Source organism: Longimicrobium sp., from assembly GCF_035474595.1.
GTDB lineage: Bacteria > Gemmatimonadota > Gemmatimonadetes > Longimicrobiales > Longimicrobiaceae > Longimicrobium.
In genome coordinates, this window is sequence record NZ_DATIND010000046.1 from 163,917 (window position 1) to 187,512 (window position 23,596).

At 72.2% G+C, this 23,596-nt stretch carries 24 protein-coding genes; 10 read left to right on the forward strand and 14 right to left on the reverse strand.

The genetic code is table 11. The annotated features are described in order from the left end of the window. Complete coding sequence (locus VLK66_RS08555; protein ID WP_325308975.1) at positions 1–213, reverse strand: hypothetical protein; 213 nt, start codon at positions 211–213, stop codon at positions 1–3. Between the two features lie 560 nt (positions 214–773). On the opposite strand from VLK66_RS08555, the gene VLK66_RS08560 reads away from it, so the two are divergent. After that, entirely contained in the window at positions 774–1,037 is a 264-nt protein-coding gene (locus VLK66_RS08560) for a hypothetical protein (protein WP_325308976.1), read from the forward strand. A gap of 420 nt (positions 1,038–1,457) precedes the next feature. Here the strand turns inward: VLK66_RS08560 and VLK66_RS08565 are convergent, their stop codons facing one another. Next, positions 1,458–2,420, reverse strand: coding sequence for an aldo/keto reductase (locus VLK66_RS08565; protein WP_325308977.1), 963 nt, complete (start codon positions 2,418–2,420; stop codon positions 1,458–1,460). A gap of 176 nt (positions 2,421–2,596) precedes the next feature. On the opposite strand from VLK66_RS08565, the gene VLK66_RS08570 reads away from it, so the two are divergent. The 3 genes from VLK66_RS08570 to VLK66_RS08580 all read left to right on the forward strand — a co-directional run bounded on the left by VLK66_RS08570 (position 2,597) and on the right by VLK66_RS08580 (position 5,164). Continuing rightward, on the forward strand, positions 2,597–3,391 hold the full coding sequence (locus VLK66_RS08570; protein ID WP_325308978.1) for a phosphodiester glycosidase family protein: 795 nt from the start codon (positions 2,597–2,599) through the stop codon (positions 3,389–3,391). A 429-nt stretch (positions 3,392–3,820) separates the two neighbouring features. Beyond that, on the forward strand, positions 3,821–4,912 hold the full coding sequence (locus VLK66_RS08575; RefSeq protein ID WP_325308979.1) for an LLM class flavin-dependent oxidoreductase: 1,092 nt from the start codon (positions 3,821–3,823) through the stop codon (positions 4,910–4,912). Positions 4,913–4,978: 66 nt separating this feature from the next. Beyond that, positions 4,979–5,164, forward strand: a complete 186-nt coding sequence (locus VLK66_RS08580) for a hypothetical protein (protein ID WP_325308980.1) — start codon at positions 4,979–4,981, stop codon at positions 5,162–5,164. A gap of 314 nt (positions 5,165–5,478) precedes the next feature. Here the strand turns inward: VLK66_RS08580 and VLK66_RS08585 are convergent, their stop codons facing one another. Further along, positions 5,479–6,153 carry a hypothetical protein gene (locus tag VLK66_RS08585; protein ID WP_325308981.1) on the reverse strand — a complete coding sequence of 225 codons (675 nt, stop codon included), beginning with the start codon at positions 6,151–6,153 and terminating at the stop codon, positions 5,479–5,481. Then, the gene (locus tag VLK66_RS08590; protein WP_325308982.1) at positions 6,137–8,452 is read right to left on the reverse strand and encodes a hypothetical protein; all 2,316 of its coding nucleotides are present in this window, start codon (positions 8,450–8,452) and stop codon (positions 6,137–6,139) included. Before VLK66_RS08590 ends, VLK66_RS08585 begins: the two co-directional genes overlap by 17 nt. A 436-nt stretch (positions 8,453–8,888) precedes the next feature. Between VLK66_RS08590 and VLK66_RS08595 the strand changes: the two genes are divergently transcribed. Both VLK66_RS08595 and VLK66_RS08600 read left to right on the forward strand, forming a co-directional pair. Next, positions 8,889–9,725, forward strand: coding sequence for a HipA family kinase (locus VLK66_RS08595; RefSeq protein WP_325308983.1), 837 nt, complete (start codon positions 8,889–8,891; stop codon positions 9,723–9,725). Further along, entirely contained in the window at positions 9,722–10,108 is a 387-nt protein-coding gene (locus VLK66_RS08600; protein ID WP_325308984.1) for a DUF3037 domain-containing protein, read from the forward strand. Before VLK66_RS08595 ends, VLK66_RS08600 begins: the two co-directional genes overlap by 4 nt. A gap of 298 nt (positions 10,109–10,406) precedes the next feature. On the opposite strand, the gene VLK66_RS08605 is transcribed toward VLK66_RS08600, so the two are convergent. The 4 genes from VLK66_RS08605 to VLK66_RS08620 are packed head-to-tail and all read right to left on the reverse strand — an operon-like array spanning position 10,407 to position 12,678. Beyond that, positions 10,407–11,246 (reverse strand): hypothetical protein, encoded by an 840-nt coding sequence (locus VLK66_RS08605; protein ID WP_325308985.1) that lies wholly within the window; start codon positions 11,244–11,246, stop codon positions 10,407–10,409. Further along, entirely contained in the window at positions 11,207–11,902 is a 696-nt protein-coding gene (locus VLK66_RS08610; protein ID WP_325308986.1) for an alpha/beta family hydrolase, read from the reverse strand. Before VLK66_RS08610 ends, VLK66_RS08605 begins: the two co-directional genes overlap by 40 nt. Positions 11,903–11,905: 3 nt before the next feature. Next, positions 11,906–12,340 (reverse strand): GNAT family N-acetyltransferase, encoded by a 435-nt coding sequence (locus tag VLK66_RS08615; RefSeq protein WP_325308987.1) that lies wholly within the window; start codon positions 12,338–12,340, stop codon positions 11,906–11,908. A 5-nt stretch (positions 12,341–12,345) separates the two neighbouring features. After that, on the reverse strand, positions 12,346–12,678 hold the full coding sequence (locus tag VLK66_RS08620; RefSeq protein WP_325308988.1) for a methylated-DNA--[protein]-cysteine S-methyltransferase: 333 nt from the start codon (positions 12,676–12,678) through the stop codon (positions 12,346–12,348). A gap of 246 nt (positions 12,679–12,924) precedes the next feature. Between VLK66_RS08620 and VLK66_RS08625 the strand changes: the two genes are divergently transcribed. After that, a complete protein-coding gene (locus VLK66_RS08625; protein ID WP_325308989.1) occupies positions 12,925–13,194 on the forward strand; it encodes a hypothetical protein in 270 nt (89 codons plus the stop codon). Between the two features lie 80 nt (positions 13,195–13,274). After that, positions 13,275–13,535 (forward strand): hypothetical protein, encoded by a 261-nt coding sequence (locus VLK66_RS08630; protein ID WP_325308990.1) that lies wholly within the window; start codon positions 13,275–13,277, stop codon positions 13,533–13,535. Between the two features lie 91 nt (positions 13,536–13,626). On the opposite strand, the gene VLK66_RS08635 is transcribed toward VLK66_RS08630, so the two are convergent. From VLK66_RS08635 to VLK66_RS08645, 3 genes are all read right to left on the reverse strand, one after another. Next, positions 13,627–14,535, reverse strand: a complete 909-nt coding sequence (locus VLK66_RS08635) for a VOC family protein (protein ID WP_325308991.1) — start codon at positions 14,533–14,535, stop codon at positions 13,627–13,629. Between the two features lie 81 nt (positions 14,536–14,616). Then, positions 14,617–15,072: a DoxX family protein gene (locus VLK66_RS08640; RefSeq protein WP_325308992.1), complete on the reverse strand. Its 456-nt coding sequence runs from the start codon at positions 15,070–15,072 to the stop codon at positions 14,617–14,619. A 70-nt stretch (positions 15,073–15,142) separates the two neighbouring features. Continuing rightward, positions 15,143–15,607 (reverse strand): MarR family winged helix-turn-helix transcriptional regulator, encoded by a 465-nt coding sequence (locus VLK66_RS08645; protein WP_325308993.1) that lies wholly within the window; start codon positions 15,605–15,607, stop codon positions 15,143–15,145. Positions 15,608–16,177: 570 nt separating this feature from the next. On the opposite strand from VLK66_RS08645, the gene VLK66_RS08650 reads away from it, so the two are divergent. Then, positions 16,178–18,253: a carboxypeptidase regulatory-like domain-containing protein gene (locus VLK66_RS08650; RefSeq protein WP_325308994.1), complete on the forward strand. Its 2,076-nt coding sequence runs from the start codon at positions 16,178–16,180 to the stop codon at positions 18,251–18,253. 446 nt (positions 18,254–18,699) lie between these two features. On the opposite strand, the gene VLK66_RS08655 is transcribed toward VLK66_RS08650, so the two are convergent. Continuing rightward, positions 18,700–19,542 (reverse strand): pentapeptide repeat-containing protein, encoded by an 843-nt coding sequence (locus VLK66_RS08655; RefSeq protein WP_325308995.1) that lies wholly within the window; start codon positions 19,540–19,542, stop codon positions 18,700–18,702. Between the two features lie 224 nt (positions 19,543–19,766). Further along, positions 19,767–20,357 (reverse strand): hypothetical protein, encoded by a 591-nt coding sequence (locus VLK66_RS08660; protein ID WP_325308996.1) that lies wholly within the window; start codon positions 20,355–20,357, stop codon positions 19,767–19,769. Between the two features lie 132 nt (positions 20,358–20,489). On the opposite strand from VLK66_RS08660, the gene VLK66_RS08665 reads away from it, so the two are divergent. Further along, the gene (locus VLK66_RS08665) at positions 20,490–22,775 is read left to right on the forward strand and encodes a tetratricopeptide repeat protein (protein ID WP_325308997.1); all 2,286 of its coding nucleotides are present in this window, start codon (positions 20,490–20,492) and stop codon (positions 22,773–22,775) included. Between the two features lie 144 nt (positions 22,776–22,919). On the opposite strand, the gene VLK66_RS08670 is transcribed toward VLK66_RS08665, so the two are convergent. Next, entirely contained in the window at positions 22,920–23,447 is a 528-nt protein-coding gene (locus VLK66_RS08670; RefSeq protein ID WP_325308998.1) for an acyl-CoA thioesterase, read from the reverse strand. Between the last annotated feature and the right edge of the window lie 149 nt (positions 23,448–23,596).

Below are 23,596 nucleotides of genomic sequence, written 5' to 3' on the forward strand. Positions count from 1 at the left end.
TCAGTAGCCCGAGCCCAGGGTCCCGTTCCCCTCGGCCGACCGGTCGTAGCCGCTTCCCAGCGTGCCGTTCCCCGGCACCGCCGAGGGCACGCTGCTCCCGTTTTCGCTCCGGGTTCCGCGGGCGCTGGCGCCGTCGGGGCCCGCGATGCTGCCGTTGCAGGCGCCGAGGACCGCCACCGAGAGCGGAAGCAGGAGGATGCGGGCACGCTTCATGGAGACCTCCAGAAAGTTAAGGGCAACAGAGGGTACATCTCGAAGCTAATCCGCACGCAAAGCGACAGCAACTGGTGTATCGCCCTGCTTCCGATCCTAATCGGACAGGGACAGGTATACACAGCTTGCGCGGAGTATGCCAGTGGGTGTCCGAATCGGCACGGGTTGGCCCATAAGAGTTGACGTCCGGACCCGCGGTCCCTATTCATAACGAACGGTATACGGAGTTGACGGCCCCGGAGCGGATTTCCGGGTCGCGCCTGAGACGCCGCCACGTTCCGGAAGCCCGGGGCGCGCGGCCGGCCCCACGGGCTCCGTAAGTGGTTGACAGACAATGGATTCACCGACCTGCGGAGGGATGTTGATGCGTCCACACGCCTCACCGGACGACCCGCCCGGCAGCCCCGAAACCGGCGACGACCCGGGCGGCTCCGAATCGATGATTCGGCCCATCCGGCGCGCCGGCCGTCCGCGCGGCGCGCGGCCCCGCACCACGCCGCCGTCCACCGGCGGGTTCTCGCTCGATTGGCCTCCTCATCGCCCCGGTCGTGATGGCTACTATGGCTCCGGCGCCTGACCCCTCCCTGCAGGAGCGCGCGGCCGAGGCCGAGCGCCTGCGCGACGAGCTGGCGGGGGTGGCGCGGCAGATCGCGCGGCTCCTGGTGCAGCCGCGCTACGACGAGGCCGAGCTGGCCGAGCTGGACGTGCGGGCGCGCGACCTGCGCCAGCAGCTGGCCCGCGCGATGCCGCCGCACGACGTGGAGGGGCCGCCGGAGCTGCGGCTCCCCGTCTCCTACGGCGGCGGGCTCGTCTCGGGCGGCTGAGATACAGAAGAAAGGAAACTCACGCGGAGACGCGGAGACACGGGGAACTCATCGCGGTTCTCCGGGTCTCCGCGTTTCTGCGTGATACAGAATCCGCCGGGAGAGTGGGTGCCGGGCCGAACAGCCTCGCGCAGTTTGCGAGGCTTCCCGTAGTTGTTGCTGCGACTTCAGTCGCCGGTGCGGGAGCCGGCCCAGCGTCAACCAGGCATCGTCAACTGCGTCATCAGGGGGGATGGAGATAGCCCCACCCGCGTCACGCCGGGCAATCACCTCTGATCGAAAAATCCGCGATACTCATCGCATGCCGAGCCCTCCACGGCGGTCCCGCGCCATTCGCGCAGGATGCCGGGTATATCACCTGGCACCTGGCACCTGGCACTTGGCACTTGGCACTTGGCACTTGGCACTTGGCACTTCCGTCTACGCCGGCATCAGCTCCCGCAGGCGCTTGGGCTCGTCGCCCAGCCAGTCCGGGTTGCTGGCCGTGGCGTCGAAGATCGACGAGGTCTTGAACGGCTCGAAGCGGCCCCGCGCGGCGGCCTCGGCCGTCCTCGCCAGGAGCGCACCCACCTGCGCGGCGTCCATCGGGCGGAAGCTTTCGGCGGCGGTGATGGCCTGGTCCAGGACCTCCATGCTGTCGCAGCCGGTGATCACCACGCTCGTCGGCAGGTTCAGTGCATAGTGCAGGCATTCCGTCGCCGTCACCGTGCCCGACTTGAGGATGATCCCGTTCGCCATGCTCTTCATCCCCAGCACGCCGATCCCCTGCCGCTGCAGTTCGGGCACCACCAGCCGCTCGAAGCTGCGGTAGTGCGCGTCCATCACGTTCAGCGGCATCTGCGCGGCGTCGAAGGTGAAGCCGTGCTCGCGCGCCACCTCCAGCATGTGCAGGTGGATGTGCGGGTCCTTGTGCCCGGTGAAGCCGATGTAGCGCACCTTCCCGGCCGCCTTGGCCTCGAGGAGCGCCGCGTGCGCGCCGTTCTCGTCGAACACGCGGTGCGGGTCCTCGTAGCGGATGATCTCGTGGTGCTGCACCAGGTCCACGTAGTCCGTCTTCAGCCGCTCCAGCGACTCGTCCAGCTGCCGCGCGGCCGCCTTCCGCGAGCGGCCGTCGATCTTCGTCATCAGGAACACCTTCTGCCGGTATCCGTCCTTCAGCGCCTTTCCCATCCGCCGCTCGCTGGCGCCCTCGTTGTAGTCCCACGAGTTGTCCATGAAGGTCACGCCGCGGTCGATGGCGCTGCGCACGATGCGGATCGCCAGCTCCTTGTCCACCGACGGCAGCGCCAGGTGCCAGCCGCCCAGCCCGATGGCGGACACGCGCTCGCCCGTGCGGCCGAGCGTGCGGTACGGCATGGACGTATTCTGCGCGCTCTCCGCCATGGGGGTCTCCTGGTTGGGGATGGGTCGCCTGCCCGCTCCGTCCGCCGCCGGTGCCAGATCCGGTCCAGCACACGAACAATGGGTACGATGAGATGCGGGATGCAATGGACTGCATCGGGAGATGGTGGGTAGATTGGGGGATGATGAGCCGATTCTCCCGCCTTCCGATCTTCGTCTTGCCGCTCCTCGCGCTCGCGGCCTTCCGCTGCACCGCGCGCGATGCGGATGCCGAAACGACGACGCGGCAGCCGGAGATGCGCTGCCGCGCGCGGACGATCGCCGGCGCGCGCTACCGCGTCTGCGAGCTTCCGCCCGCGGCGTTGGGCAGGCTGCGCCTCCTCGCCCGCGACGCGCAGGGCCGTCCGTGGCGCACCATCGAGCGGCTCGATGCCGGGCTCCACGCGCGCGGCGAGCGCCTCCAGTTCGCCATGAACGCGGGGATCTACGAACGGCCGGACTCCGCGACGGGGCTGCTGGTCGCGGACGGCGGGCGGACCTACACGCGGCTGAACGTGTCGCCCGGCCCGCCGAATCCCTGCCGCACGGCCAACTTCTACTGCCCGCCCAACGGCGTCTTCTTCGTCGCCGGCGGCCGCGCGGCGGTCCTCTCCACCGCCGATTTCGCGCGGCGTCCGCGGACCGCGCCCGCGGTGGAGATGGCGACGCAGTCCGGTCCGCTGCTCGTCCGCCGCGGCGCGCTGGCGCAGGCGTTCGACCCGCACGGCCGCTCGCGCACCATCCGCAACGGCGTCTGCGTCCGCGCCGACGGCACCGTCGTCTTCGCCATCTCCGACGACGGGGTCACGCTGTACGAGCTCGCGACCGCCTTCCGCGACGCGCTCGCCTGTCCTGACGCGCTCTACCTCGACGGCACCATCTCCGCCCTCTACACCGGCGCGGATCTCCCGCCCCAGCGCCACGACTTCTCCGCCATGTTCGCCGTGACCGAGCCGATCGCGGGGCGCCGCTGACGCCGGCTATCAAACGAGGCTCTCTCATCGACATCCCCCGAAAGACGTCATCCTGAGGCCGCCTACACGCAACTCGTCTCACACCATTGGTTGCAGGCCGAAGGATCTATAACCGACGCAGCACGTCCATTTCCGAAGTCGCTCCGACCTGCTTCCGCATACCACGCCACGGCATCGGCGCGTCTCCGAAGCCGACGTGCGGCCGTGGTTATAGATCCTTCGGCCTGCAATCGTTCGTGCAGAGGCAGGGTCGGTGTGGCCGGCCTCAGGATGACGTCTCCTTGGGGTTCGTGGCGGTGGTAAAGCCCCGAGATGCTCGACGGCTGCGGGGTGGGGATTGCGCCGTTTGCTATGTTGCGTCCGGCGGCGGCGTGCCCCGTGCGGGCCGCGCGGAGACCGGCATGACGACGAGCAACGGATCGGGGTGAGATGGAGATCGGGGTCTACACGTTCGCGGAGGTCGGGCGCGACCCGGTGACGGGCGATACCCTCGGCGCCGGGCGGCGGCTGCGGGAGCTGCTGGAGGAGATCGAGCTGGCGGACCAGGTGGGGCTGGACGTGTTCGGCGTGGGCGAGCACCACCGCCCCGACTACGCCGTCTCCGCGCCGGCCATCGTGCTGGCCGCCGCGGCCGGGCGCACCGAGCGCATCCGGCTGACCAGCGCCGTCACCGTGCTCAGCTCCGACGACCCGGTGCGCGTTTTCCAGCAGTTCGCCACGCTGGACCTGCTTTCCGGCGGGCGGGCGGAGATCATGGCCGGGCGCGGCTCGTTCATCGAGTCGTTCCCGCTCTTCGGCCACGACCTGCGCGACTACGACGCGCTGTTCGGCGAGAAGCTGGAGCTGCTGCTGAAGCTCCGCGATTCCGAGCGCGTCACCTGGAGCGGCCGCCACCGCGCCGCGCTCGCCGACCAGCCCGTGTACCCGCGGCCGCAGCAGGACCCGCTCCCGGTCTGGATCGCGGCGGGCGGCACGCCGCAGTCCGTCGCGCGCGCGGGGACGCTGGGGCTGCCGCTGGCGCTGGCCATCATCGGCGGCGCGCCGGAGCGCTTCGCTCCGCTCATCGAGCTGTACCGCGAGGCCGCGCGCCGCGCCGGGCACGACCCCGCGCGCCTGGCCGTCGGCATCAACTCGCACGCGTTCATCGCAGACGATTCCCAGGAGGCGGCGGACGCGTTCTACCCGTCGTACGCCGAGACGATGACGCGCATCGGGCGCGAGCGCGGGTGGCCGCCCACCACCCGGCAGCAGTTCGAGGCACAGCGCTCGCCGCGCGGCGCGCTGCTGGTGGGCAGCCCGCAGGAGGTGATCGACAAGGTGCTGTTCCAGCGCGAGATCTTCGGCCACCGGCGCTTCCTGGCCCAGCTCACCGTCGGCCCCATGCCGCACGCGAAGGTGATGCGGGCCATCGAGCTGCTGGGCACCGTCGTCGCCCCCGCCGTCCGCGCGGCGACGCAGGAGGAGCGGCCGTCGGCGGATGAGTCGCCGCCTGCCAAGACGGAGGCCGCACCGGCGGAGTGAGCCTGTCGCGAAAGGCGCGGAAGGGGCTGATACGTTTCCGGCGCCGGACCTGCGTCCCCCGCGCCCATGGTGTATCCCTCTGACGACCGCGACCTGCGCGCCCGGATCCTGGCGCAACGCTCCCGCGAGCTCCGCAACCGCGTCGCCACACGCGAAGCGGGGCCGGCCGAGGCGATCCGCGGCATCCAGCAGCTGCTGGACGAGGCCGAGGAGCTGCTGCGGAGGAAACCGGACGCCCGGGGGGGCGAATAGCGGACGTGGACGGGCGCGGCAGAACGGCCCCGAGCCCGCCGCACGTCTGACGCGCCGTCATGAAACGATGCATCCAAGCGGAGAAGCAGAGGAGCGGAGATCCCTCTCTGCTCCTCCGCTTCTCTGTTCGAGCCCGCCTTTCCTGAGTCGCCCCCGCGTTGTGCGCGTCCAAAGAGATTCAAGGACGAGCCGTAGCCGTGGGCGAGCCGAACAGCCTCGCGCAGTTTGCGAGGCTTCCCGTGGCTGTTGCTGCGACGCTGCGACTTCATTCAGTCGCCGGTGACTGGCCGCGCCGGAACTGTCCTTCAGGTGGATCAGGGTTCCGGCGGCGTGGGCGGGGTGATCCACACGCCCAGGGGGACGCGGACCCCGCGCCAGGTCACTACCTCCCCCGTCTCCTCCGCCCCGCCGATCCGCACGGCGGCGATGCTGCGCACCCCGCGCACGTGCTCGGGCGAGAGCCACGCGCCCACCGACGCGTCCCACACCTCGGCGCGCCCGCCGGCAATCGTGGCGCACGCCTCGTGGTAGGCGGCGCCCTCGCCGGCCCACGCGGGCGAGGCGCCGGAGCCGTTCCATCGCCCCAGCCAGTGCAGGTAGTGGTGCCGCTCCTGCCGCTGCACCAGCTGCACGGGCACGGCGCGCACCCCCCGCGCGCGGAACGCCTCCCGCGTCATGAAGGCGTGCGCGCCGCAGTCCAGCTCGTCCGCGCGGACGGCCTCGCACCAGTGCAGCGGCCACCGCGACGGCCCCCACGGCCACCGCCGGGGGATCCACCCCGGCCCGCCGTGGCCCTGCCAGAACGAGCGGTCCATGGCCAGGAACCAGGCCCGCGCCGCGGTGCAGCAGTTGCCGCCGTGGTGGGCCAGGCTCGAAGGGTTGCACGCGGCCCACGGCGCCCAGTCGGCGCCGGGTTCGATCGCCGGCGCGGCGGGGGCGGGGTGCGCCGCGTGCGGGCGTCTCGCGCGGGTCTCAGCAGCAGGCGTCATCCAGCACTCCGCGTCCAAAGTTGTAGGCCATGCTGGCGTCGTACGCGCCCGCGTCACCGATCACCAGCCGGTCGCCGGCGGCGAGGTCGTCCGGGAGCGCCAGGTCGCTGGCCAGGATGTCGGTTTCCATGCAGATGCGGCCCAGCAGCCGGTCGCCGCGGCCGCCCAGCGGCTCCCACGCGCCGCCGCGCCCGCAGGCGAAGACGCGGTGGGGATAGAAGGGCGCCATCGGCAGGTCCGAGATGGCGGCGTCGACCACCGCCTCCACCGCGCCGCCGCGGGCGCGGCGCACCTCCAGCACCGTGGTCACCAGCGCCATCGCGGGCTGCGCCATCGCCTTCCCCGGCTCCACCACGAAGCGCTCCAGCGCGGGAAGCGCCTCCGCCGCGGCCGCCATCATCCGGGGGAGCGAGGGAACGAGCTCGCGGTCGAAGTCGTCGGGGAACCATCCCCCGCCCACGTCCAGGCAGCGAACGGGGCGTCCCACGCCGTCCTGGATGGCCGCCGCCCAGTGCAGCACCCCCTCGAACGTCTCGAACCACCGCGCCGGCCCCAGCACGTCGCTGGCGAAGTGGAAGTGCAGCCCCAGCGCCTGCCCGGCGGGGAGCGCACGGAGGAGCGCCAGCGTCTCGGCGAAGCGCTCGGGCGCGCCCAGGCTGGCCCCGAAGCGCGACAGCTCCAGCGTGGCCGGGCGCAGCCGCAGCCCCAGGTAGCGGGCCCGCGGCCGCCCTTCCTTCAGCCAGAGCGCCAGGTTCTGCGGCGAGTCGGCGAAGGCGGCCACCATCTCGCCGTCCGGCTCGGGCCCGGCGGGCCAGCGCGGCGCCGGCCCGTTCAGCACCACCCGCTCGAACGGAAATCCCGCCGCCAGCGCCTGCCGCATCTCCGCCGCGCTGATCACCTCCGCGAACATCCCCGACGCTTCCGCCATGGCCAGCAGCGAGGGGTGGGGATTGGTCTTCACGCTGTACCCGAAGCCCAGCTCCACGCGCCCCCCCGCGCCGGCCGCCAGCGCGCGCTCCACCCGCGCGAAGCGCTCCCGCGCGGTGCGGGGGAGGAGGATGCGGCGCGGCGTGGGCAGCTCGCCGGCCAGCGCCTCGTCCAGGTCCCACTGCAGGGTGGCGGGCACCTCGGGGGCGGGGCGCCGCCGCGGGGCCGGCTTCTTCCCGTTGGCGCGCGGCTCGGGAGTGGTGTCGCCGCCGCGCGTCTCGGCCAGCCGGCGGGCCAGGTCCGGCATCCCCGACGGGTGCTTGGAGCCCGCGCGGCCGTCGTCCACCGGGTCGCGCACGGCGGGGAGCGGGTAGGCGGGAAGGATGGGGATCTCCATCACCACCCGCGTGAACTGCCGGCCGCGGAAGGGCGCGGCGGCGGGCGCGCCGAACCCGGCGGCCTGGAGGAGGCGCGCGGGAAGGTTGTGCCCGGCGAACGAGGCGGCGTGGATCCACGCGGGAAAGCGCGGGTTCCAGTCGATCAGGTGCATGGTCCCGTCCAGCGCGCGGACGTATTCCAGCTCGCCGCCGCCCGTCCACTCCAGCTCCGCCAGCACCTCGCGCAGCGGTTCGGCGATGGCGGGGTCCACCGGGCCCACGGCGCCGGCCCATGTCTTTCCCTCGTGCGTCTGCGTGTGCTTGCGCATGTGCACGCAGTCCAGCAGTTCGCCCCGCCAGGCGCAGAACGCCACCGACTCTTCGGCGCCGGGCACGTGGCGCTGCACGAACAGGCTCTCCGTCCCCCAGATCTCGGAGAGGAAGGAGCGTGCGTGGCGGAACGAGGGCCAGTCGAGCGCGGGCATGGCCTCGTAGTTGGGGCCCTTCACCCACACCCGCCACCCGTGCTCGCGGCAGAAGCCGTGCAGCTCCCAGTCGGCCCGGCCGGCGGAGAGGAACGGGGGGATGGTGAAGGGGAGGAGCGCGGCCGCGGCCTCGATGGCGGGCTTGGCCACGCGGCGCAGCGACTCGCGCGGCGGCACCAGCGCGCCGTCGTCCGCGCCCAGGAAGGCGGACACGAACTCCACCTCCAGGTCCTGCCCGGGAAGCCAGACGGCGCCCCGGTCCAGCACCTCGCGGATGGCGGCCTGGTAGACGGGAAGGCGCATCTCCTTCCACGGCCGCTGCAGCCACACCTCGTCGAACACCTCGCTGTGCAGCCCGGAGCTTTCCACCCCGTAGTCCACCGCCACCAGCCGCGCGTGCGGGTACGCCTCGCGCAGCGAGCGCGCCACGCCCAGCCCCGGCGACGGGTTGGGGCCGCTGTGCACGCCGGACAGGTAGCAGGTGAGCGGCGGGTGGGAATCTCGTGGCATCCAGGCTCCGCGGGTGGAATGGAGGGCGGCGTGCGCGACCGGCCCGCGCCGCAGGACACGCCGAAGCCGCACCGCCCGTGTGGGGGAGTGGAGCGGCTGCGCACTTCCCGCATGTGGCCGGACCGCCGGAAGCTCCCGGAGTGTTCAGGCCGTCATCAAGATGCAAAAAATAAAAATCCAACTCGGGCTCCCGCTCCGCAGCAGGCGCGCCGCCCGATCCGCAGCGCCGCCCGCCACCCTCGCAGCAGGGCCCGGGGAGCAGGATGGCAAGAAATCGGCCCGTATGGATGGGTGCGCCCCGCGGCACGGCGCATCGCGAGGGATGGAGATCGGAGTGCGCGGGGAGCGGCGTCTCCCGCTGGAAGCCGCGGGACCGTAGCTTGTGCCCGGAGCACTCACGCACTCACGCACTTCGCACTTTCGCACTTTCGCACTCGTGGCCCCTCTCCCGACCTACCTTGCCACCCGCTACCTGCAGCCGCTCCGAGAGGGCGGCTCGCTGCCGGCCATCGTGGACACCGACGGCGGCGGGCGGTTCGTGGTGAAGTTCCGCGGGGCGGGGCAGGGGGCGAAGGTGCTCGTGGCCGAGCTGGTGGTGGGGATGCTGGCGGGGGCGCTCGGATTTCCCGTTCCCGAGCTGGCGCTGGTCGAGGTGCCGCCGCCCTTCGGCCGCACCGAGCCCGATCCCGAGATCCAGGACATCCTGCGGAAGAGCCACGGGCTGAACGTGGGGCTGCGCTACCTGGACGGCGCCTTCAACTTCGACGGCTTCGCGGCGGGTGACCTCATCACCCCCGCGTTCGCGGCGGAGCTGGTGTGGTTCGATGCGCTGGTGACCAACGTGGACCGCACGCACCGCAACCCCAACCTGCTGCTGTGGGAGCGCCGCCCGTGGCTCATCGACCACGGCGCCGCGCTGTACGCGCACTACGACTGGAAGGGGGTGGATGAAGCGCGCACCCGCACGCCCTTTCCCATGGTGAAGAACCACGTCCTGCTGCGCCTGGCGGGCGACCTGGAGGCGGCGGACGCGAAGCTCGCGCCGATGCTGACGGACGAGGTGATCGCGGGGGTGATGGAGAACGTGCCGGACTCGCTGCTGCTGGACGAGGTCGCCGGTGCCGAGTTCGACTCGGCCGAGGCGGCGCGCGAGCGCTACCGGCGCTACTTCCGCACGCGGCTCACGGCGCCGCGCGCCTTCGCCGCCGAGGCCGCCCGCGCGCGCGATGCGCTGCTGCGCGAACCGCCCCGCGCCCTCTCCGCACGCCGATGAGCGCCGCGACCGAGTACAACTTCGCGTTCATCCGCGCCGTGGCGCACCCGTACCTGGGCGTGTTCGTGAACGTGGGCGTGGTGCTGCACGCGCGCACCGCGGGCTTCCTGCGCGCCCGCGTGGTGAGCGACCCGGCCGTGCTGCGCGCCCTGGTCCCCGGCGCGGACGCCGACCTGCTGGCACGCTATCTGGACGCCTGCCGCGCCATCTGCGACGGCGACCCCGCGGCGGGGCCGGTGGCGCTCGCGCCGACGTCGGAGCGCTTCCACTGGCTCACCAGCCCGCGCTCCGACGTCATCCAGCCCTCCCCCGTGCACGAAGGCCTCTGCGGCGACCCGCAGACCACGCTCGACGAGCTGTTCGACGCCTTCGTCAGGCGGTGATCCAGACGAGCAGGCACCCTGAGAACCAGAGGACCGGAGAACCAGAGACGTCGCCCCGTGGGCCTCGTCTCCGTTCTCCGGTCCTCTGGTTTCCTGTGTGAAATTCCCGGAGCCCGCCGCCCCTCAGAGCGATTCCGAAAGAAGATTCAGTGCGGCCCGTTGAGTCACGTGCTACCGCGGTTATAGATCCTTCGGCCTGCAACTTACTGTGCAGACGCTGATTACGGTGTGGCCGGCCTCAGGATGACGTCGGGCGGGTAGCGCGCTGAAACGCAAACGTTCATTTGCGAATCCGGTGTCAGAGCGATTCCACGTGCGTCAGGTCGTACGGCCAGCGGTCGCGGTGATCCTTCGCGCAGCGGACGAAGCAGCGGTGGCGGAGAAGCTCCAGGCGCTCGGCCTGGGTCAGGTCCTCGTCGAGCGCGGCCGGGCTGGTAGGGTCGACGTTCATATGGAGCGCGCCGCCGATCTCGTAGTCGCGGCGGAAGCGGGTGCGCCACTGCGAGTTGCTTCCCCAGCCGACGCTCAGGTCGTACGTGGGGCGCGTGTGCCGCGCGAACGCCCAGTACAGCGTCGACGTCTCGGCGATCTCCTTCACCACGTGTTCGCGGCCCGCGCGGACGGCGCATCCCGCGCGGGAGATGAGGAGCGGGCCGAGCCGCCAGCCGGGCCAGTATTCGCGCGCCACCTCCGGCTCCGCGGACGCATCGTCCATCGGCTCGACGGTGACGATCTCGTGATGGAAGGGATGGAAGCGCGGGCGGTCGATGCGCTCGAAGCCCAGCGCGTCCATGAACGCCGCCATCTCCTCCGCGCCCACCCTCGGCATCTTCCAGTCGTCCCCCACCCGCGGCGCGAAGGAGAGGTTCAGCACGTCGACCACGCGGGAGAGCGCGTACAGCTCCCAGCTCTCCTCGTCCGAGATCGCGGGGACCGGCGCGCCCGGGCGGCGGCGGAGCTCGTCCAGCCAGCGGCGCTGCCCGTCCTGCCACCCCAGCCAGACGCGCAGCACGTCGTCGTACAGCGCGCCGCCCTCGTAGTCGCGAATCGCGTAGTAGAGCTGGCGATACGGCAGGTGCGCCGGGTAGTCGTCGCGGGTCACGATGCGGGAGATGGGGAGCCGAGCCGCGCGACCCACGCCCGCGTCGCGTCCGCGACCTCGTCCAGCACCTGCGCGTCGCTGCGGCCGGAGGATTTGAGGACGTGGAAGCTGTGGTCGGCGCCCTCCAGCCAGTGCATCGTCCAGTCCGTCTTTACCGTCTGCAGCGCGCGCTCCATCAGGTCGCGGCGGCACAGGTCGTCGCGGGTGCCGTTGAAGCAGAGCACGGGGATGGTGATGGAGGGGAGATGCGCGTCCCGCAGCTTCTCCGGCTGCCCCGCGGGGTGGAGCGGATACGCCATCAGCAGCAGTCCGTCGGACGCGAATCCGTCCGCGGCGAGCATGGAGGCCGCGCGCCCGCCCATCGATCGCCCGCCCGTCAGCAGCACCTCCGGCCGCAGCTCGTCCCGCACCCGCGCGACCACGGCGGCCACCGTCTCCATCAGCCGCGGCATGGGGTCCGGCCGCCCCGAGCCCTTTTCGCGGTAGAGGAAGTTGAAGCGCACGGTGCCCATCCCGCGCGAGCGCAGCGCGGCGCACATCGCCACCATGCCGCGGTCGTCGCGGTTCCCGCCCGCTCCGTGCGCGCAGACGAACACGGCGTTCCGGCCATCGGCCGAATCCGCCGCGTCGAAGACCGCGACGGTCTCCGCATCCCCCACCTTCACCCTCCAGGTCACGCTCTCCGTCGCCATCCGTCACCCCTCTCCGCGGTTGAGCCGGAAGCTGAACATCACCGGCTGGGGAACCTGCTCCGTGCCTCCCGCGGCCGCGTAGAGCCGCATCGCCGCGGCGTTTCCCGCGTCCGTCAGCACCCACGCCTCGCCGCACCCAAGCGCCCGCCCGTGCGCGAGCATCGCGTCCAGCAGCCGCTTGGCGACGCCCATCCGCCGGTGCGTGGAGGCGACGCCGACCTCGTTGATCCACAGCTCCGGCGCCTTGTCGGGATGCACGTAGTGCACGGCGGACACCATCCCCACCACCGTCCCGTCATCGATGGCGACGGCGAGGTGATGGCGCGGGTCGGCGAAGAACTGGGCGCACCAGCGCGGGTCGATCGCGTGATCGAACACCTCCGGCGCCTTGTTCTCCAGCACCGCGGCGTCGCCTGGACCCAGCACGGCGATCTCCATCTCCCTCACTCCTCCTTCCGCCGGCGGCCGCGCCACCCGAAGCGCTCCAGCGACACGCGCCCGTTCGCGTCGAACGCCACGCCCTCGGCTTCCAGGAGGAAGCGCTGCTCCAGCCGCGGGTCGCCGCCGGCGCGGATGCTGACGCGGCCCTGCGCGTTGATCACGCGGTGCCACGGCACGGTGGTGTGCGCGGGGAGCGCGGCCATGGCGTACCCCACCTGGCGTGCGGCGCCGGGAACGCCCGCCAGCTCCGCGATCCACCCGTACGTGCTCACCCGCCCGCGCGGAATGCGGCGTGCGGCGGCGTAGATGCGGTCGTAGGTGGACGGCTCCGGCACGGCGGGTCGGCGGGTCGGCGGATGGAGATGGAGCGGATGCGACGGCCGTGTACAGTCTCGCCGCAACGGCCGCAGTGTCAACCGTCGCGCCGATGGAGGGGTCCGCGCCGGGGATCGAAATCTCGCGGCGCGTATTGCGCGCATGAACGGATGGCGATTATCTCTTACCGTCGCGAACCGTATGTGCTCGCGCGCGGGGGGGCAGGCCGCCGCCTCCGCGAGAGACCCGTCAACCAGAGGTGTCCGATGAAGAAGCTGCGGCTGCAGATCGACGAGCTGAGCGTGGAGTCGTTCCCGACGGCGGCGAAGGCGGAGGAGGCGGGGACGGTCCGCGGGTTCGACAGTACCACCGGAAACCAGATCATCTGCGAGTGTACCGACGAGGGCGGCGCCTGCGGCGGCAGCGCCGGGTGCGGGAGCTATGGCTGCGGCACCTTCGGCTGCAGCGGCGGGTGCGGCGGCGGCACCAACTACGCCACCTGCGCGACCGGCAACCAGATCATCTGCGAGTGCTGATCCATCCGGCGCCGCCATCCCCGCGATGGCGGCGCCGCTCACGTCCCGAGATGATCTCTACCCAACCCGCGAGGTGTGTGATGAAGAAGCTGCGGCTGAGCATCGACGAGCTGAACGTGGAGTCGTTTCTGACGGCAGGGAAGGCGGGCGATACGGGCACGGTGGAGGGGTTCGACAGCACCACCGGCGGCCAGCGCCTGTGCGGCTGCACCGACAACGGCGACCCGTGCGACACCGACGGCTGCGGCACCTACGCCTGCAGCGGCGGCTGCACGGTGGGCTGCCCGGACACGAACTACGTCACCTGCGCCACCGGCTCGCAGCGCCTTTGCGAGTGCTGACCGGCTGACGGTTCCACAGAAAAGACGCGGAGCCGCGGAGGAGCAGTCTCGCCCCTCCGCGGCTCCGCGTCTCCGCGTGAGATGCCGTGGGTCAGCCCGCCGCGACGATCCGCAGCGTGGTCCCCCACGGATCGTCCGCGCGGCCGTCCCGGGAGGCGAACCCGGCATCGGCCAGGCTGCGCGCCGCCGCGTCCACGTCATCCGCGGCGGGGACGACCAGCTCCCACTCCAGCAGCCGCGCCTCGTCCTCGGCGGGCGGGCGGGCGCCGGGGCCGGCCCAGGTGTTCAGCCCCAGGTGGTGGTGATAGCCGCCGGCCGAGAGGAAGAGCGCGCCGGGATAGCTCCACACCATGGCGTCCAGCCCCAGCGCGGCGTGGTAGAACTCCGCCGCGCGGTCCAGCGAGCCGGCGTGCAGGTGCACGTGGCCGATCGTGGTTCCCGCCGGCATCCCCGCCCACGCTTCGCCGCCCGCCGCGGCGACCACGGAGCGCACGTCCATCGGCGTGGTGTCCATCCGCAGCTCGCGGCCGGTGGCGCGCCACGACTCGCGCGGGCGGTCGGCGTACACCTCGATCCCCAGCCCGTCGGGGTCGTGGAGATACGTCGCCTCGCTCACCAGGTGGTCGCTCGCCCCGAAGCGCTCGCCGACGGCGCCCAGGTGGGCCACGAAGCGCCCGAGCGCCGCGCGGTCCGGCAGCAGGATGGCGAAGTGGTACAGCCCCAGCCGCCCGCGGTGCGGCACCGGCGCGGCGCCCGGCCGCTCGTGCAGCTCCACCAGCGGCGCGCCGTCCCCGGCGCCGAGCGTCGCCCGGCCGTCGCCGCGGGCAAGGACGCGCATCCCCAGCACCTCGCCGTACCAGGCCAGCGAGCGCTCCAGGCCGGCCACCTGCAGCCGCACCCGGCCCACGTGCGTCTCCGCCGGCAGGCGGTATCCCGCCGGGGCGATGCCGTACCCCCCCTCGGCCTCGGCCGGCGCGGCCGCGAAATCGATGTTGGACATCCTTACCATCTCCCTTCTCATGATTTCCTGCCGTGGCCCGTCCCCGCCGCGACGGTGCGGGCGGGGACGGAAAAGCCCGCGTCAGGAGTTGCGCGTGCCGCCGGCGCGGCGGCCGGCGATCACGGCGTCCAGCGAGTACGCCCCCGCGCCGGTGAAGGCCAGCGCCGCCGACGCGGCCAGCAGCGCCAGCGCGTACTCGTACCCGACCTTCGGGGGTGCGATGAAGAAGCCGTTCTTGAGGTGCACCAGCAGGATCGCGCCCAGCATGTCGATGGCCAGCCCCAGCCCGGCCAGCCGCGTGAGCAGCCCGAACACCAGCGCCAGCCCGCCCAGCAGCTCCACCAGCGCCACCAGCGGCGCGGTGACGCCCGGCAGCGGCACGCCCATGCCGGCGAACCCCTGCGTCACGCCGGGAAGGCCGTACACGAACAGCTTCTGCGCCCCGTGCGCGATCATGATCCCGCCGATCACCACGCGCAGGATCAGCAGCCCCAGGTCCACGTTCCGGGCCAGCGGCCCGCGTGCGATCGTGTTCATCCGTCTCTCTCCGTAGGGAATGGTGGGCGTTGCAACGACACGTGTGTAAACACACGTTTGCTCCGGAAAATCAGGCCGTCCGCACCTTCGCGAGCAGGGCGATGAGCGTGCCCAGCTCGCCCTGCTCCAGGTGCCCCAGCGAGCGGCGGTGGATCTCCTCCACCGGCTCGTCCATCTCGTCCAGCAGCCGCAGCCCCCGCGCGGTGATGCGGGTGGTGACGAAGCGGCGGTCCTCGGTGCCGCGCTCGCGCTCCACGAGGCCCGCGGCCTCCAGCCGGTCCAGCAGCCGCGTGACGTCGGGCACCTGCGCCACCAGCCGGTCGCGCACCTCGCCACGGCAGAGCCCCTGCGGCCCGGCGCCGCGCAGGATGCGCAGCGCGTTGTACTGCGCGGGGGTCACGCCGTGCGCCTTCAGCGCCTCGGCCATCGCGTGCACCAGCACCGCCGCCGTGCGCTCGATGCTGAGGTGCGCCTCCTGCTCCAGGCTGCCGAACGGCTTGCTCTGCCGGATCTCGTCCTTCAACTGCGTCGTCATGGATCGAAATATATGTGTGATAACATCTAATGTCAACACACGCGTTCGGCAGATGAGGAGAACGGTGTGCCAGCCAGTCCCCGCCGCGCGCAAGATCCGTTCGCGATGGATACCGGGTTCGCGGACGAAAGGCGCGGAGGGTCCGAATGGAAGTGGCGGTCCGGCTTCGCACCGGCGACTGAAGTCGCAGCAACAACCACGGGAAGCCTCGCAAACTGCGCGAGGCTGTTCGGCGCGGAAGCCGGTTCCGGCGCGTCTGAGTCCACCCCCCGCGCGCGGATGGCAAGGGCGCGAGTCCGCGAAGGCGGACTTCGGGCCGTTGTTGCCGCGAATTCATTCGCCTTTCGGCCTTGCGGAAGCACCCCTATCTCCAGCCACGACAAAGAACTCCTCGATTCGCACCCCCCCGCCGAGAACCGGCTTGGCCGCTATTCAGCGGGGCGTGCGACTCCGTTCCGTTCTCGCGTTCTATCTCTGATCTCCATACCACCATCCGGCGACGCGCGGCCGCATCCCCGCGGCATCCTCCTACCCGTCGCGCAACACCTCTTCTCCCCCGAGGCTCCCCGCGTGAAAACCCTGACCGCACTCCTCCTCCTGGCCGCCGTGGCGGCCCCGGCGGCGGCCCAGACCGTTCGTGGCGAGCTGGTGGATCCGCGCAACCGCGCCGGGATCGGCGGCGCGCACGTGTTCCTGATGGATGCGGAAGGCCACAACGTCGCCTCCGCGCTGACCACTTCGTCGGGCACGTTCATCCTGCGCGCGCCGGCGGCGGGGAGCTTCACGGTGCGCGCGGAGCGGATCGGCTTCGTCACCACGCGCTCGCGCGTGCTCTCGCTGGCCGCGGGACAGACGGTGGATTACCGGATGGAGGCGGACCTCACCGCGCTCACGCTGGCCGGAATCACGGCCCAGTCGGCGTCGCGGTGCGTGGTGCGGCCGGGGCGCAACCTGGAGACGGCGCGGGTCTGGGAGGAGGCGCGCAAGGCGCTCGACGTCACGCGCACCGCCCTCTCCGACCGCATGTTCCGCTTCCGGGTGCGCAACTGGTCGCGCGAGAGCGACTTCAACACCGGGCAGGCGGCGGACGGCACCATCCGCGAGGCCGAGGCGGTGACCGATCGCCCGTTCTCCGCGGTGCCGCTGGACACGCTGCGGGCGAGCGGCTTCATCCAGACCCGCGCCGACACCACCATCTACAACGCGCCCGACGCGGACGTGCTGCTCTCGGACGAGTTCCTGGACACGCACTGCTTCCGCATCGTCGACTCCAGCGACCGCGACACCAGCGTCATCGGCCTGGCCTTCGAGCCGGTGCGCGAGGGGCGCAAGTCGGATGTGCGCGGCACGCTCTGGCTCAGCCGCGCGCCCGTCGAGCTGCGCTACCTGGACTACCAGTACACGCGCGCGCCGATCCGCGGCCCCGGCGGCGTTCCCGGCGGACGGGTGGATTTCAAGCGGCTCCCGAACGGCGTCTGGATCGCGTCGAAGTGGCTGGTGCGCATGCCCATCCGCGACGCGGACCCGGTGACGGAGGTGATTCCCCACGCCGCCGCCGCGCGCCAGCCGTCGCTGGTGCGCGAGGAGGGCGGCGAGGTGGTGGCGATCGACGCGGCCAACGGCGCGGCGGCGGGCATCGTGGCGCTGGGAACGGTGACGGGGACGGTGTACGACAGCACCACCAATCGCCCGCTGGCCGGCGCCCGCGTCTTCATCTCGGGCTCCAGCTACGAGGCGACGACGGACTCCGCCGGGGTGTTCGAGATGCGCGGCGTGCGGCCGGGGAGGTACGGGCTCTCCTTCTCCTCCCCACGGCTCAGCGGGCTGGGATACCTCCCCGCGCCGGTGACGGTGACGATGGCCGAGGGCGGCTCGGTGAAGCAGGACCTGTTCGTTCCCTCGCTCACCCGCGTCCTGGCCTCCGCCTGCCCGGCCGACTCGGCGGGCGCGGTCGGCGGCGCGGTGCGGAGCGCGGCCAGCGGTGCGCCGGTCCCCGGCGCCGTCGTCGTGCTCACCTGGCGGGCCACGCGCAACAGCCCGGCGCGCACCGCGCAGGCGGCGGCCGACTCGGCGGGGGCGTACCACTTCTGCGGGATCCCGGCGGGCGCGGCCGTCCAGCTCGCGGCCAGCGAGCCGGGCACCGGCTCCGCCTCGGCCAACCTGCGGCTGGCCTCGGCGTCGCTGGAGCGGCGCGACCTGGAGCTGGGGACGCGCTCGCAGCTGATCTCCGGGCGCACGGTGTCCACGAGCAGGCGCGGCTCGGCGCGGACGCGCATCCTCACGCGCGAGGAGATCCAGCAGTCGGGGCTGACCAACGCGCTGGACCTGCTCACCCATCTCCGCCCCGAGTGGAACCAGATGCGCGGGCAGTCGACGATGCAGCTGGGGCAGGTGCCGGGCGACAACCGGGCGCCGGGGGGCACGCACGAGGGCCCGGTGAAGCAGTTCCCGGCGCTGTACGTGGACGGGGTGCGGGTGGAGTACGCGTTCGGCGACGACTTCACGCGGATCTGGACGGCGTCGCTGCGCATCGTGCCGGCCTCGAGCATCGAGAAGATCGAGTTCCTCACCGGGCCCGAGGCCACGCTGCGCTTCGGCACCGACAGCCCGAACGGCGCCATCATGATCACCACCTACCACAACTGATACCGTATCTGGAGATTACCTGTGCATTTCCGCTCAAGACTAGGAAGACGTCATCCTGAGGCCGGCCACACTGCAAGCTGAATCTGCACAGGTATTTGCAGGCCGAAGGATCTATAGCCGGTGCCGCACGTCCGCTGAGGAAATGCAGCCGATTCTCGAAATCGGTATGACACGACACCGGTTTCGGGGATCAATCGTGCAGTCCAGCAGCGCACGTGCGACTTCGCCTAGAGATCCTTCGGCCTGCAATGACTCGTGCCGGGCAAAGTTGGTGTGGCCTGCCTCAGGATGACGTCCCCTGTGCGTTTGTAATGCACAGGTGATTGCCAGATCCGGTATGAATCCGTGGAAGGAGATCGAAATACGAACCCCCGCCGGTTCGATACCGACGGGGGATTCCCATCTCCCGATCATCCCATCGTACTTCCGTACTTTCGTACTTCCCTTCACGTCGTCGCGGGCGCGCGATAGTTGTGGCTCCCGGCGAAGTCGGCACCCTGCACGTCGGCGCCGTCGAGCGTGAGGCCGTCCAGGTCGGCGCCGATGAACGACGCGCCACGGAGGGAGGCGCCGCGCACCACGACGCCGTCCATCTGCGCCTCGCGCAGGTTGGCGCTGGAGAGGTCGGCGCCCTCGAGCACCGCCTCGGCCAGGTTCGCGCGCACCAGCGACGCGCCGCTCAGGTTGGCGCCCCGGCAGACGGCGCGCGACAGGTCGGCCTCGTCGAAGCTGGCGCCGGAGAAGACGCCGTCGTCCAGCCGCGCGTGGCGCAGGTTGGCGCCGCGGAAGCTGGCCCCGCCCGCGTGCACGCCGCGCAGGTCGGCCTTGCCCAGCCCCGCCTCGTCCAGCACCGCGCCGGTGAGGTTGGCGTTGCGCAGGATGGCGCGCGAAAGCTCGGCGCCGGTCAGGTCCGCGCCGGCCAGGTTCGCCTCCTCCAGCATGGGCGGGGCGAGCGCGCCGGTGCGGACGCAGTTCACGTCGCGCAGGGTCGCGTTCTCCAGCACCGCGCCGGTGAGGTTGGCGTTGCAGAGCTGCGCCATGGTCAGGTTGGCGCCGCGCAGGTTGGCCCGCGTGAGGTTCACGTCGCGGAGGCGGGTGCCGGTCAGGTCGGCGCCCTCCAGGTCCACCGCGCTCAGGTCCGCCCCGGTGAGGTCGAGGCCCGCCAGCGAGCGCTCCCCGCCCGCGGCGAGGCGCTCCTCCACCTCGGCGCGGGAAAGGCCGCGCGGCGCGGCGGCCGCGCTGGACGAGTCGGGACGGAACACCGAGATCGCACGATCCAGGATCCCCATGGCCAACCTCCGTTGTGGGCGCGGAGCGGCGCGGCTCCGGGCGAGGGCTTCCGGCCGGGGCGCGTCATCCCAAGGTGCCGCGGCGGCACCGAGCCAACAAGAGTTTTCGGATGATGTGTCCCGCCGCAGCTTCGCCGCAAGATTCACGCGAGGCGGGTCGCGTGAGGACCAAGGACGGGGGGTGGACGGCGGGCCCGCGCGGCGCTCGCGGGCCCGCGGGAAGGCTACGTGTGCTCGAAGAAGGTCAGGTCGTCGATGGCGAGGCCGGCGTCGCGCATGCCCCAGAGGACGAAGGAGGAGATCCGGTCGTCCGCCACCTGCACCTCCAGGGGGGTGAAGCCGGTGCCGGGCAGCACGGTCTGCACGGACCGCCCGATCTCCGTGCCCGCGGCGTCCAGGGCCACGAGCGTCACCTCGGACTGCGCCCGGCCCGGCGCGTTGCGCACGTGCAGCAGCAGCCGCCAGGCAGGCCGCACCAGCCGCGCGCAGACGGCGTTCACGGCGAACTCCGGCTGGCCGTGGCGGATGTCGGCGACCTTGGAACCCGAGAGCGCCCCCGCTTCCGCGATCACCCTGGGAAGGGCCTCGCATCGTCCCCGCCACCGTTCGCTCACGGGAACGCACGCGGGGCCGCCGGCGCAGTTCACGGCCGTGAGGAACTCTACCCCCGGCGCCTCCAGGTACTGCCTGCCGACCTCCTCGCCGACGGCCGGCGCCTCGAAGTCGACCCGGTTCTCGCAGCCGGGCGTAAGCGCCAGGCCCAGGGCGGACGAGAGGGCGAGCAGGGTGGTGAACATGCTGGTGGGTGTGGACATGATGGCCTCCGATGAGAGGGGACATTCCATGGGAGCGGTTTTCTTGCTCCCGTCGTCGTGCGCCTCTATCGTGCGGCGGAGCCCTGAACGCAGCGTTACCCCAGCGTTACCTCCCCCGGGACATCTCCTCCCATGCCGTTTTCCCTGCGCCTTTTCGGCGCGCCGGGCGTCGACGGTCCCGATGGGCCGCTCGGCGGCCGTATCGCGCAGCGCCACCCCCTGGCGCTCCTGGCCGTGCTCGCCGCCGCCCCCTCGGCTACCGTAAGCCGCGAAAAGCTGCTGGGGCTGCTCTGGCCGGACAGCGACACCGACCGCGCCCGCGGGCTGCTGAACGTGGCCGTCCACGCCATCCGCAAGGCACTGGGCGAGGGTGCCATCGTCTCGGTGGGCGGCAGCCTGCAGCTGGACAGGGCGAGCGTGCGAAGCGACGTGCGCGCGTTCGCGGATGCGCTGGCGCAAGGGGAGCCGGAGCGGGCGGTGGAGGTGTACGCGGGGCCCTTCCTGGACGGCTTCTACCTGGACGCGGAGGCGTTCGACGGCTGGGCGGAGGGGGAGCGGGCGCGGCTGGCGGGAGCGTTGGCGGAGGCGCTGGAGCGGCTGGCGGACGCGGCCGGGCGCGCGGGAGATCCCGTGCGGGCGGCGGCGTGGTGGAAGCGGCGCGCCGGCCACGATCCGTGCGACTCGCGGGTGGCGCTGCGGCTCATGGAGGCGCTTTCCGCCGCCGGTGACCGCGCGGGTGCGCTCCAGCACGCGCGGGTGCACGAAGCAATGGTCCGCGCAACGCTGGACGCACCCCCGGACCCCGCCATCGCCGCGCTGGCCGGGCGCCTGCGCTCGGCGCCCGCCGCGGCCGCGCCTCCCCCGACCTCGGCCGAACCCGCCGCCGCCACGGGGGTGGCGGAGGCTCCGTCCCCGGTTCCGAAGCGGCTCCGCCGGCGGCGGCCGGCTGGCGCGGCCGCCGGCGTGCTCGCCGTCGCGACGGCGGCGGCACTCTACCTCGGGGCGACCGGCCGCCCAGGCGCTCCGCGGGCAGATCCGGGCACGACGGCCGTGGCCGTGCTCCCGTTCGCGGACCGCAGCCCGCACGGCGACCAGGCGTACCTCGCGGACGGAATCAGCGAGGAGATTCTCACGGCCCTGGCGCGCCTGCCGGGGATGCGGGTGCCTGCCCGTACCTCCGCCTTCGCGTTCCGCGCCCGGGAAATGGACGTGCGCGAGATCGGGCGGCGGCTGGGCGTTCGCTACGTCCTGGAGGGGAGCGTCGGGACGAGCGCGGACCGGCTGCGGGTGAACGCCTCGCTGGTCAGCGTGGACAACGGGTATCGCGTGTGGTCCGGCACGTTCGACCGCGGGATCGACAGCGCCTTCGCGGTGCAGGACGAGATCGCGCGCGCCGTGGTGGCCCGCCTGCGGCCGCACGCCGACGACGCGCCGCCTCCCCCGGGCGCCCGGCGCGCCGTGAACCCGGAGTCGTACCGGCTGTTCCTGCAGGCGCGCGAAGCCTGGAGCAGCCGTACGGGCGAGGGGCTGGCGCGCGGGCTGTACCTGCTGGAGCAGTCCATCGCGCGCGACCCGTCGAACGCCAGGGCCCACGCGGGGCGCGCCGAGTGCTTCGCCCTGCTGGTCACCTACGGCGTGCTTTCGCCGCAGGAGGGGTACTCGCGGGCCCGGCCCGCCGCCGAGCGGGCGCTGGCCCTGGACTCGACCCTTGCCGAGGCGCACGCTTCGCTGGCGCTGGTGCAACTGTACTACGACCGCGACTGGCGGGGCGCCGGGCTGTCGTTCGAGCGGGCGCTGCGCCTGAACCCGGGGTACGCCACGGCCCGGCAGCGCTACGCCACCTATCTGGCCTACCAGCGGCGCTTCGGTGAAGCGCTCGCCGCGGTGGAGGCGGCGCAGCGTCTGGACCCCTTCTCGGCGCCCGCGCTGACGGCGGAAGGGGCCATCCTCTACTACGCGCACCGCTACGACGAGGCGCTCGAGCGCTTCCGCGCCGCCCTCACGGTCGACCCCGGCTTCTGGCCGGCATACCTTCGGCTCGCCCAGACGCACGCGCAGCAGGGGCGCTACGGAGAGGCGCTCGCCGAAGCGGAGCGGGCACGGCGGCTGGCGCACGGGCAACCGATCGCGGAGGCCCTGCGCGGGTACGTGCTCGCGCTCTCGGGCCGCCGCGACGAGGCGCGCGCCGTTATCCGGGGCCTCGCGGAGCAGGGGAGCCGCCGCTACGTGTCGCCAGCGTACGCCGCGGCCATCCATGCGGCCCTCGGCGAGCCGGACTCGGCCACCGCGCAGCTGGAGCGCGCCTTCGCCACGCACGACGACTGGGTGGTCTACCTCCCCGTCGAGCCGGTATTCGACCCGTTGCGCTCCGACCCCGCATTCGCGCGTCTCGTAGCCCGCGTGGAAGCCGGGGAATGAGGAGGACGCGCGGCGAGAAGCCCCACACTGGCCGTTGCCGGTGTGGGGCTGCTTTCACTCATATATCATGGCGCCGGATCGAACGGAGGAAACGGAGAACGCCTCCGTTCCTCCGCTTCCTCCGCGTGACTCTCTTCCTTTGATCTACCGCCTGCGCCGGGCGAGGCGCTCGGCGCGGCGCTGCTCGCCGGCCTGGTAGCGGCGCTTCTCCTCGTCCGTCTCGGCCAGCACGGGCGGGACGCGGGCGGGGCGGCCGTTCCCGTCCAGGGCCACGAAGGTGGCGTAGCAGGTGTTGGTGTGGCGCTCCTCGCCGGTCACGGGGTTCTGCGCCAGCACCTTCACCCCCACCTCCATGCTGGTGGTGCCCGCGAAGTTCACCGACGCGTGCGCCACCACCAGCTCGCCGATGTAGATGGGCTCGTTGAACTCCACGCTGTCGAAGCTCTTGGTCACCACCGGCCGCCCCGCGTGCTTCATGGCGCAGAACGCCGCCGCGCGGTCGATGAAGCCCAGCAGCACGCCGCCGAACAGCGTGCCCGCCACGTTCTGGCTCTGCGGCTCGGCCAGGTCCGCGAACGTCACCTGGCTCAGCCGCACCGGCCGCGGCACCGCCGGGTCCGGCGGCGCCGACTTCAGGTAGATCTCCACCGGCCGGATCATCCTCTCCGCCATCTCGCTCCTCTTCGGTTCTCGATCTCCATCGAAATCACCGCCTGAACGACGGGCGGGGAAGATGGCGGGCGATGCGGCGCGCGGAAAGCCGCTCCCCGCTCCGGCCACGAATCCCCCGCCGCTTCCGGGATGGCGGGGGCGATGCGGAG

Excerpts from the sequence above, each read along its gene's own strand:
- VLK66_RS08630 (WP_325308990.1), top strand. The coding sequence starts at position 13,275 with ATGAAGAAGCTGCGGCTGAGCATCGACGAGCTGAACGTGGAGTCGTTT.
- VLK66_RS08610 (WP_325308986.1), bottom strand. The coding sequence starts at position 11,902 with ATGGCGACGGAGAGCGTGACCTGGAGGGTGAAGGTGGGGGATGCGGAG.
- VLK66_RS08615 (WP_325308987.1), bottom strand. The coding sequence starts at position 12,340 with ATGGAGATCGCCGTGCTGGGTCCAGGCGACGCCGCGGTGCTGGAGAAC.
- VLK66_RS08660 (WP_325308996.1), bottom strand. The coding sequence starts at position 20,357 with ATGTCCACACCCACCAGCATGTTCACCACCCTGCTCGCCCTCTCGTCC.
- VLK66_RS08590 (WP_325308982.1), bottom strand. The coding sequence starts at position 8,452 with ATGCCACGAGATTCCCACCCGCCGCTCACCTGCTACCTGTCCGGCGTG.
- VLK66_RS08600 (WP_325308984.1), top strand. The coding sequence starts at position 9,722 with ATGAGCGCCGCGACCGAGTACAACTTCGCGTTCATCCGCGCCGTGGCG.
- VLK66_RS08625 (WP_325308989.1), top strand. The coding sequence starts at position 12,925 with ATGAAGAAGCTGCGGCTGCAGATCGACGAGCTGAGCGTGGAGTCGTTC.
- VLK66_RS08635 (WP_325308991.1), bottom strand. The coding sequence starts at position 14,535 with ATGTCCAACATCGATTTCGCGGCCGCGCCGGCCGAGGCCGAGGGGGGG.
- VLK66_RS08585 (WP_325308981.1), bottom strand. The coding sequence starts at position 6,153 with ATGACGCCTGCTGCTGAGACCCGCGCGAGACGCCCGCACGCGGCGCAC.
- VLK66_RS08580 (WP_325308980.1), top strand. The coding sequence starts at position 4,979 with ATGGTGTATCCCTCTGACGACCGCGACCTGCGCGCCCGGATCCTGGCG.
- VLK66_RS08655 (WP_325308995.1), bottom strand. The coding sequence starts at position 19,542 with ATGGGGATCCTGGATCGTGCGATCTCGGTGTTCCGTCCCGACTCGTCC.
- VLK66_RS08640 (WP_325308992.1), bottom strand. The coding sequence starts at position 15,072 with ATGAACACGATCGCACGCGGGCCGCTGGCCCGGAACGTGGACCTGGGG.
- VLK66_RS08565 (WP_325308977.1), bottom strand. The coding sequence starts at position 2,420 with ATGGCGGAGAGCGCGCAGAATACGTCCATGCCGTACCGCACGCTCGGC.
- VLK66_RS08665 (WP_325308997.1), top strand. The coding sequence starts at position 20,490 with ATGCCGTTTTCCCTGCGCCTTTTCGGCGCGCCGGGCGTCGACGGTCCC.
- VLK66_RS08670 (WP_325308998.1), bottom strand. The coding sequence starts at position 23,447 with ATGGCGGAGAGGATGATCCGGCCGGTGGAGATCTACCTGAAGTCGGCG.
- VLK66_RS08560 (WP_325308976.1), top strand. The coding sequence starts at position 774 with ATGGCTCCGGCGCCTGACCCCTCCCTGCAGGAGCGCGCGGCCGAGGCC.
- VLK66_RS08555 (WP_325308975.1), bottom strand. The coding sequence starts at position 213 with ATGAAGCGTGCCCGCATCCTCCTGCTTCCGCTCTCGGTGGCGGTCCTC.
- VLK66_RS08575 (WP_325308979.1), top strand. The coding sequence starts at position 3,821 with ATGGAGATCGGGGTCTACACGTTCGCGGAGGTCGGGCGCGACCCGGTG.
- VLK66_RS08645 (WP_325308993.1), bottom strand. The coding sequence starts at position 15,607 with ATGACGACGCAGTTGAAGGACGAGATCCGGCAGAGCAAGCCGTTCGGC.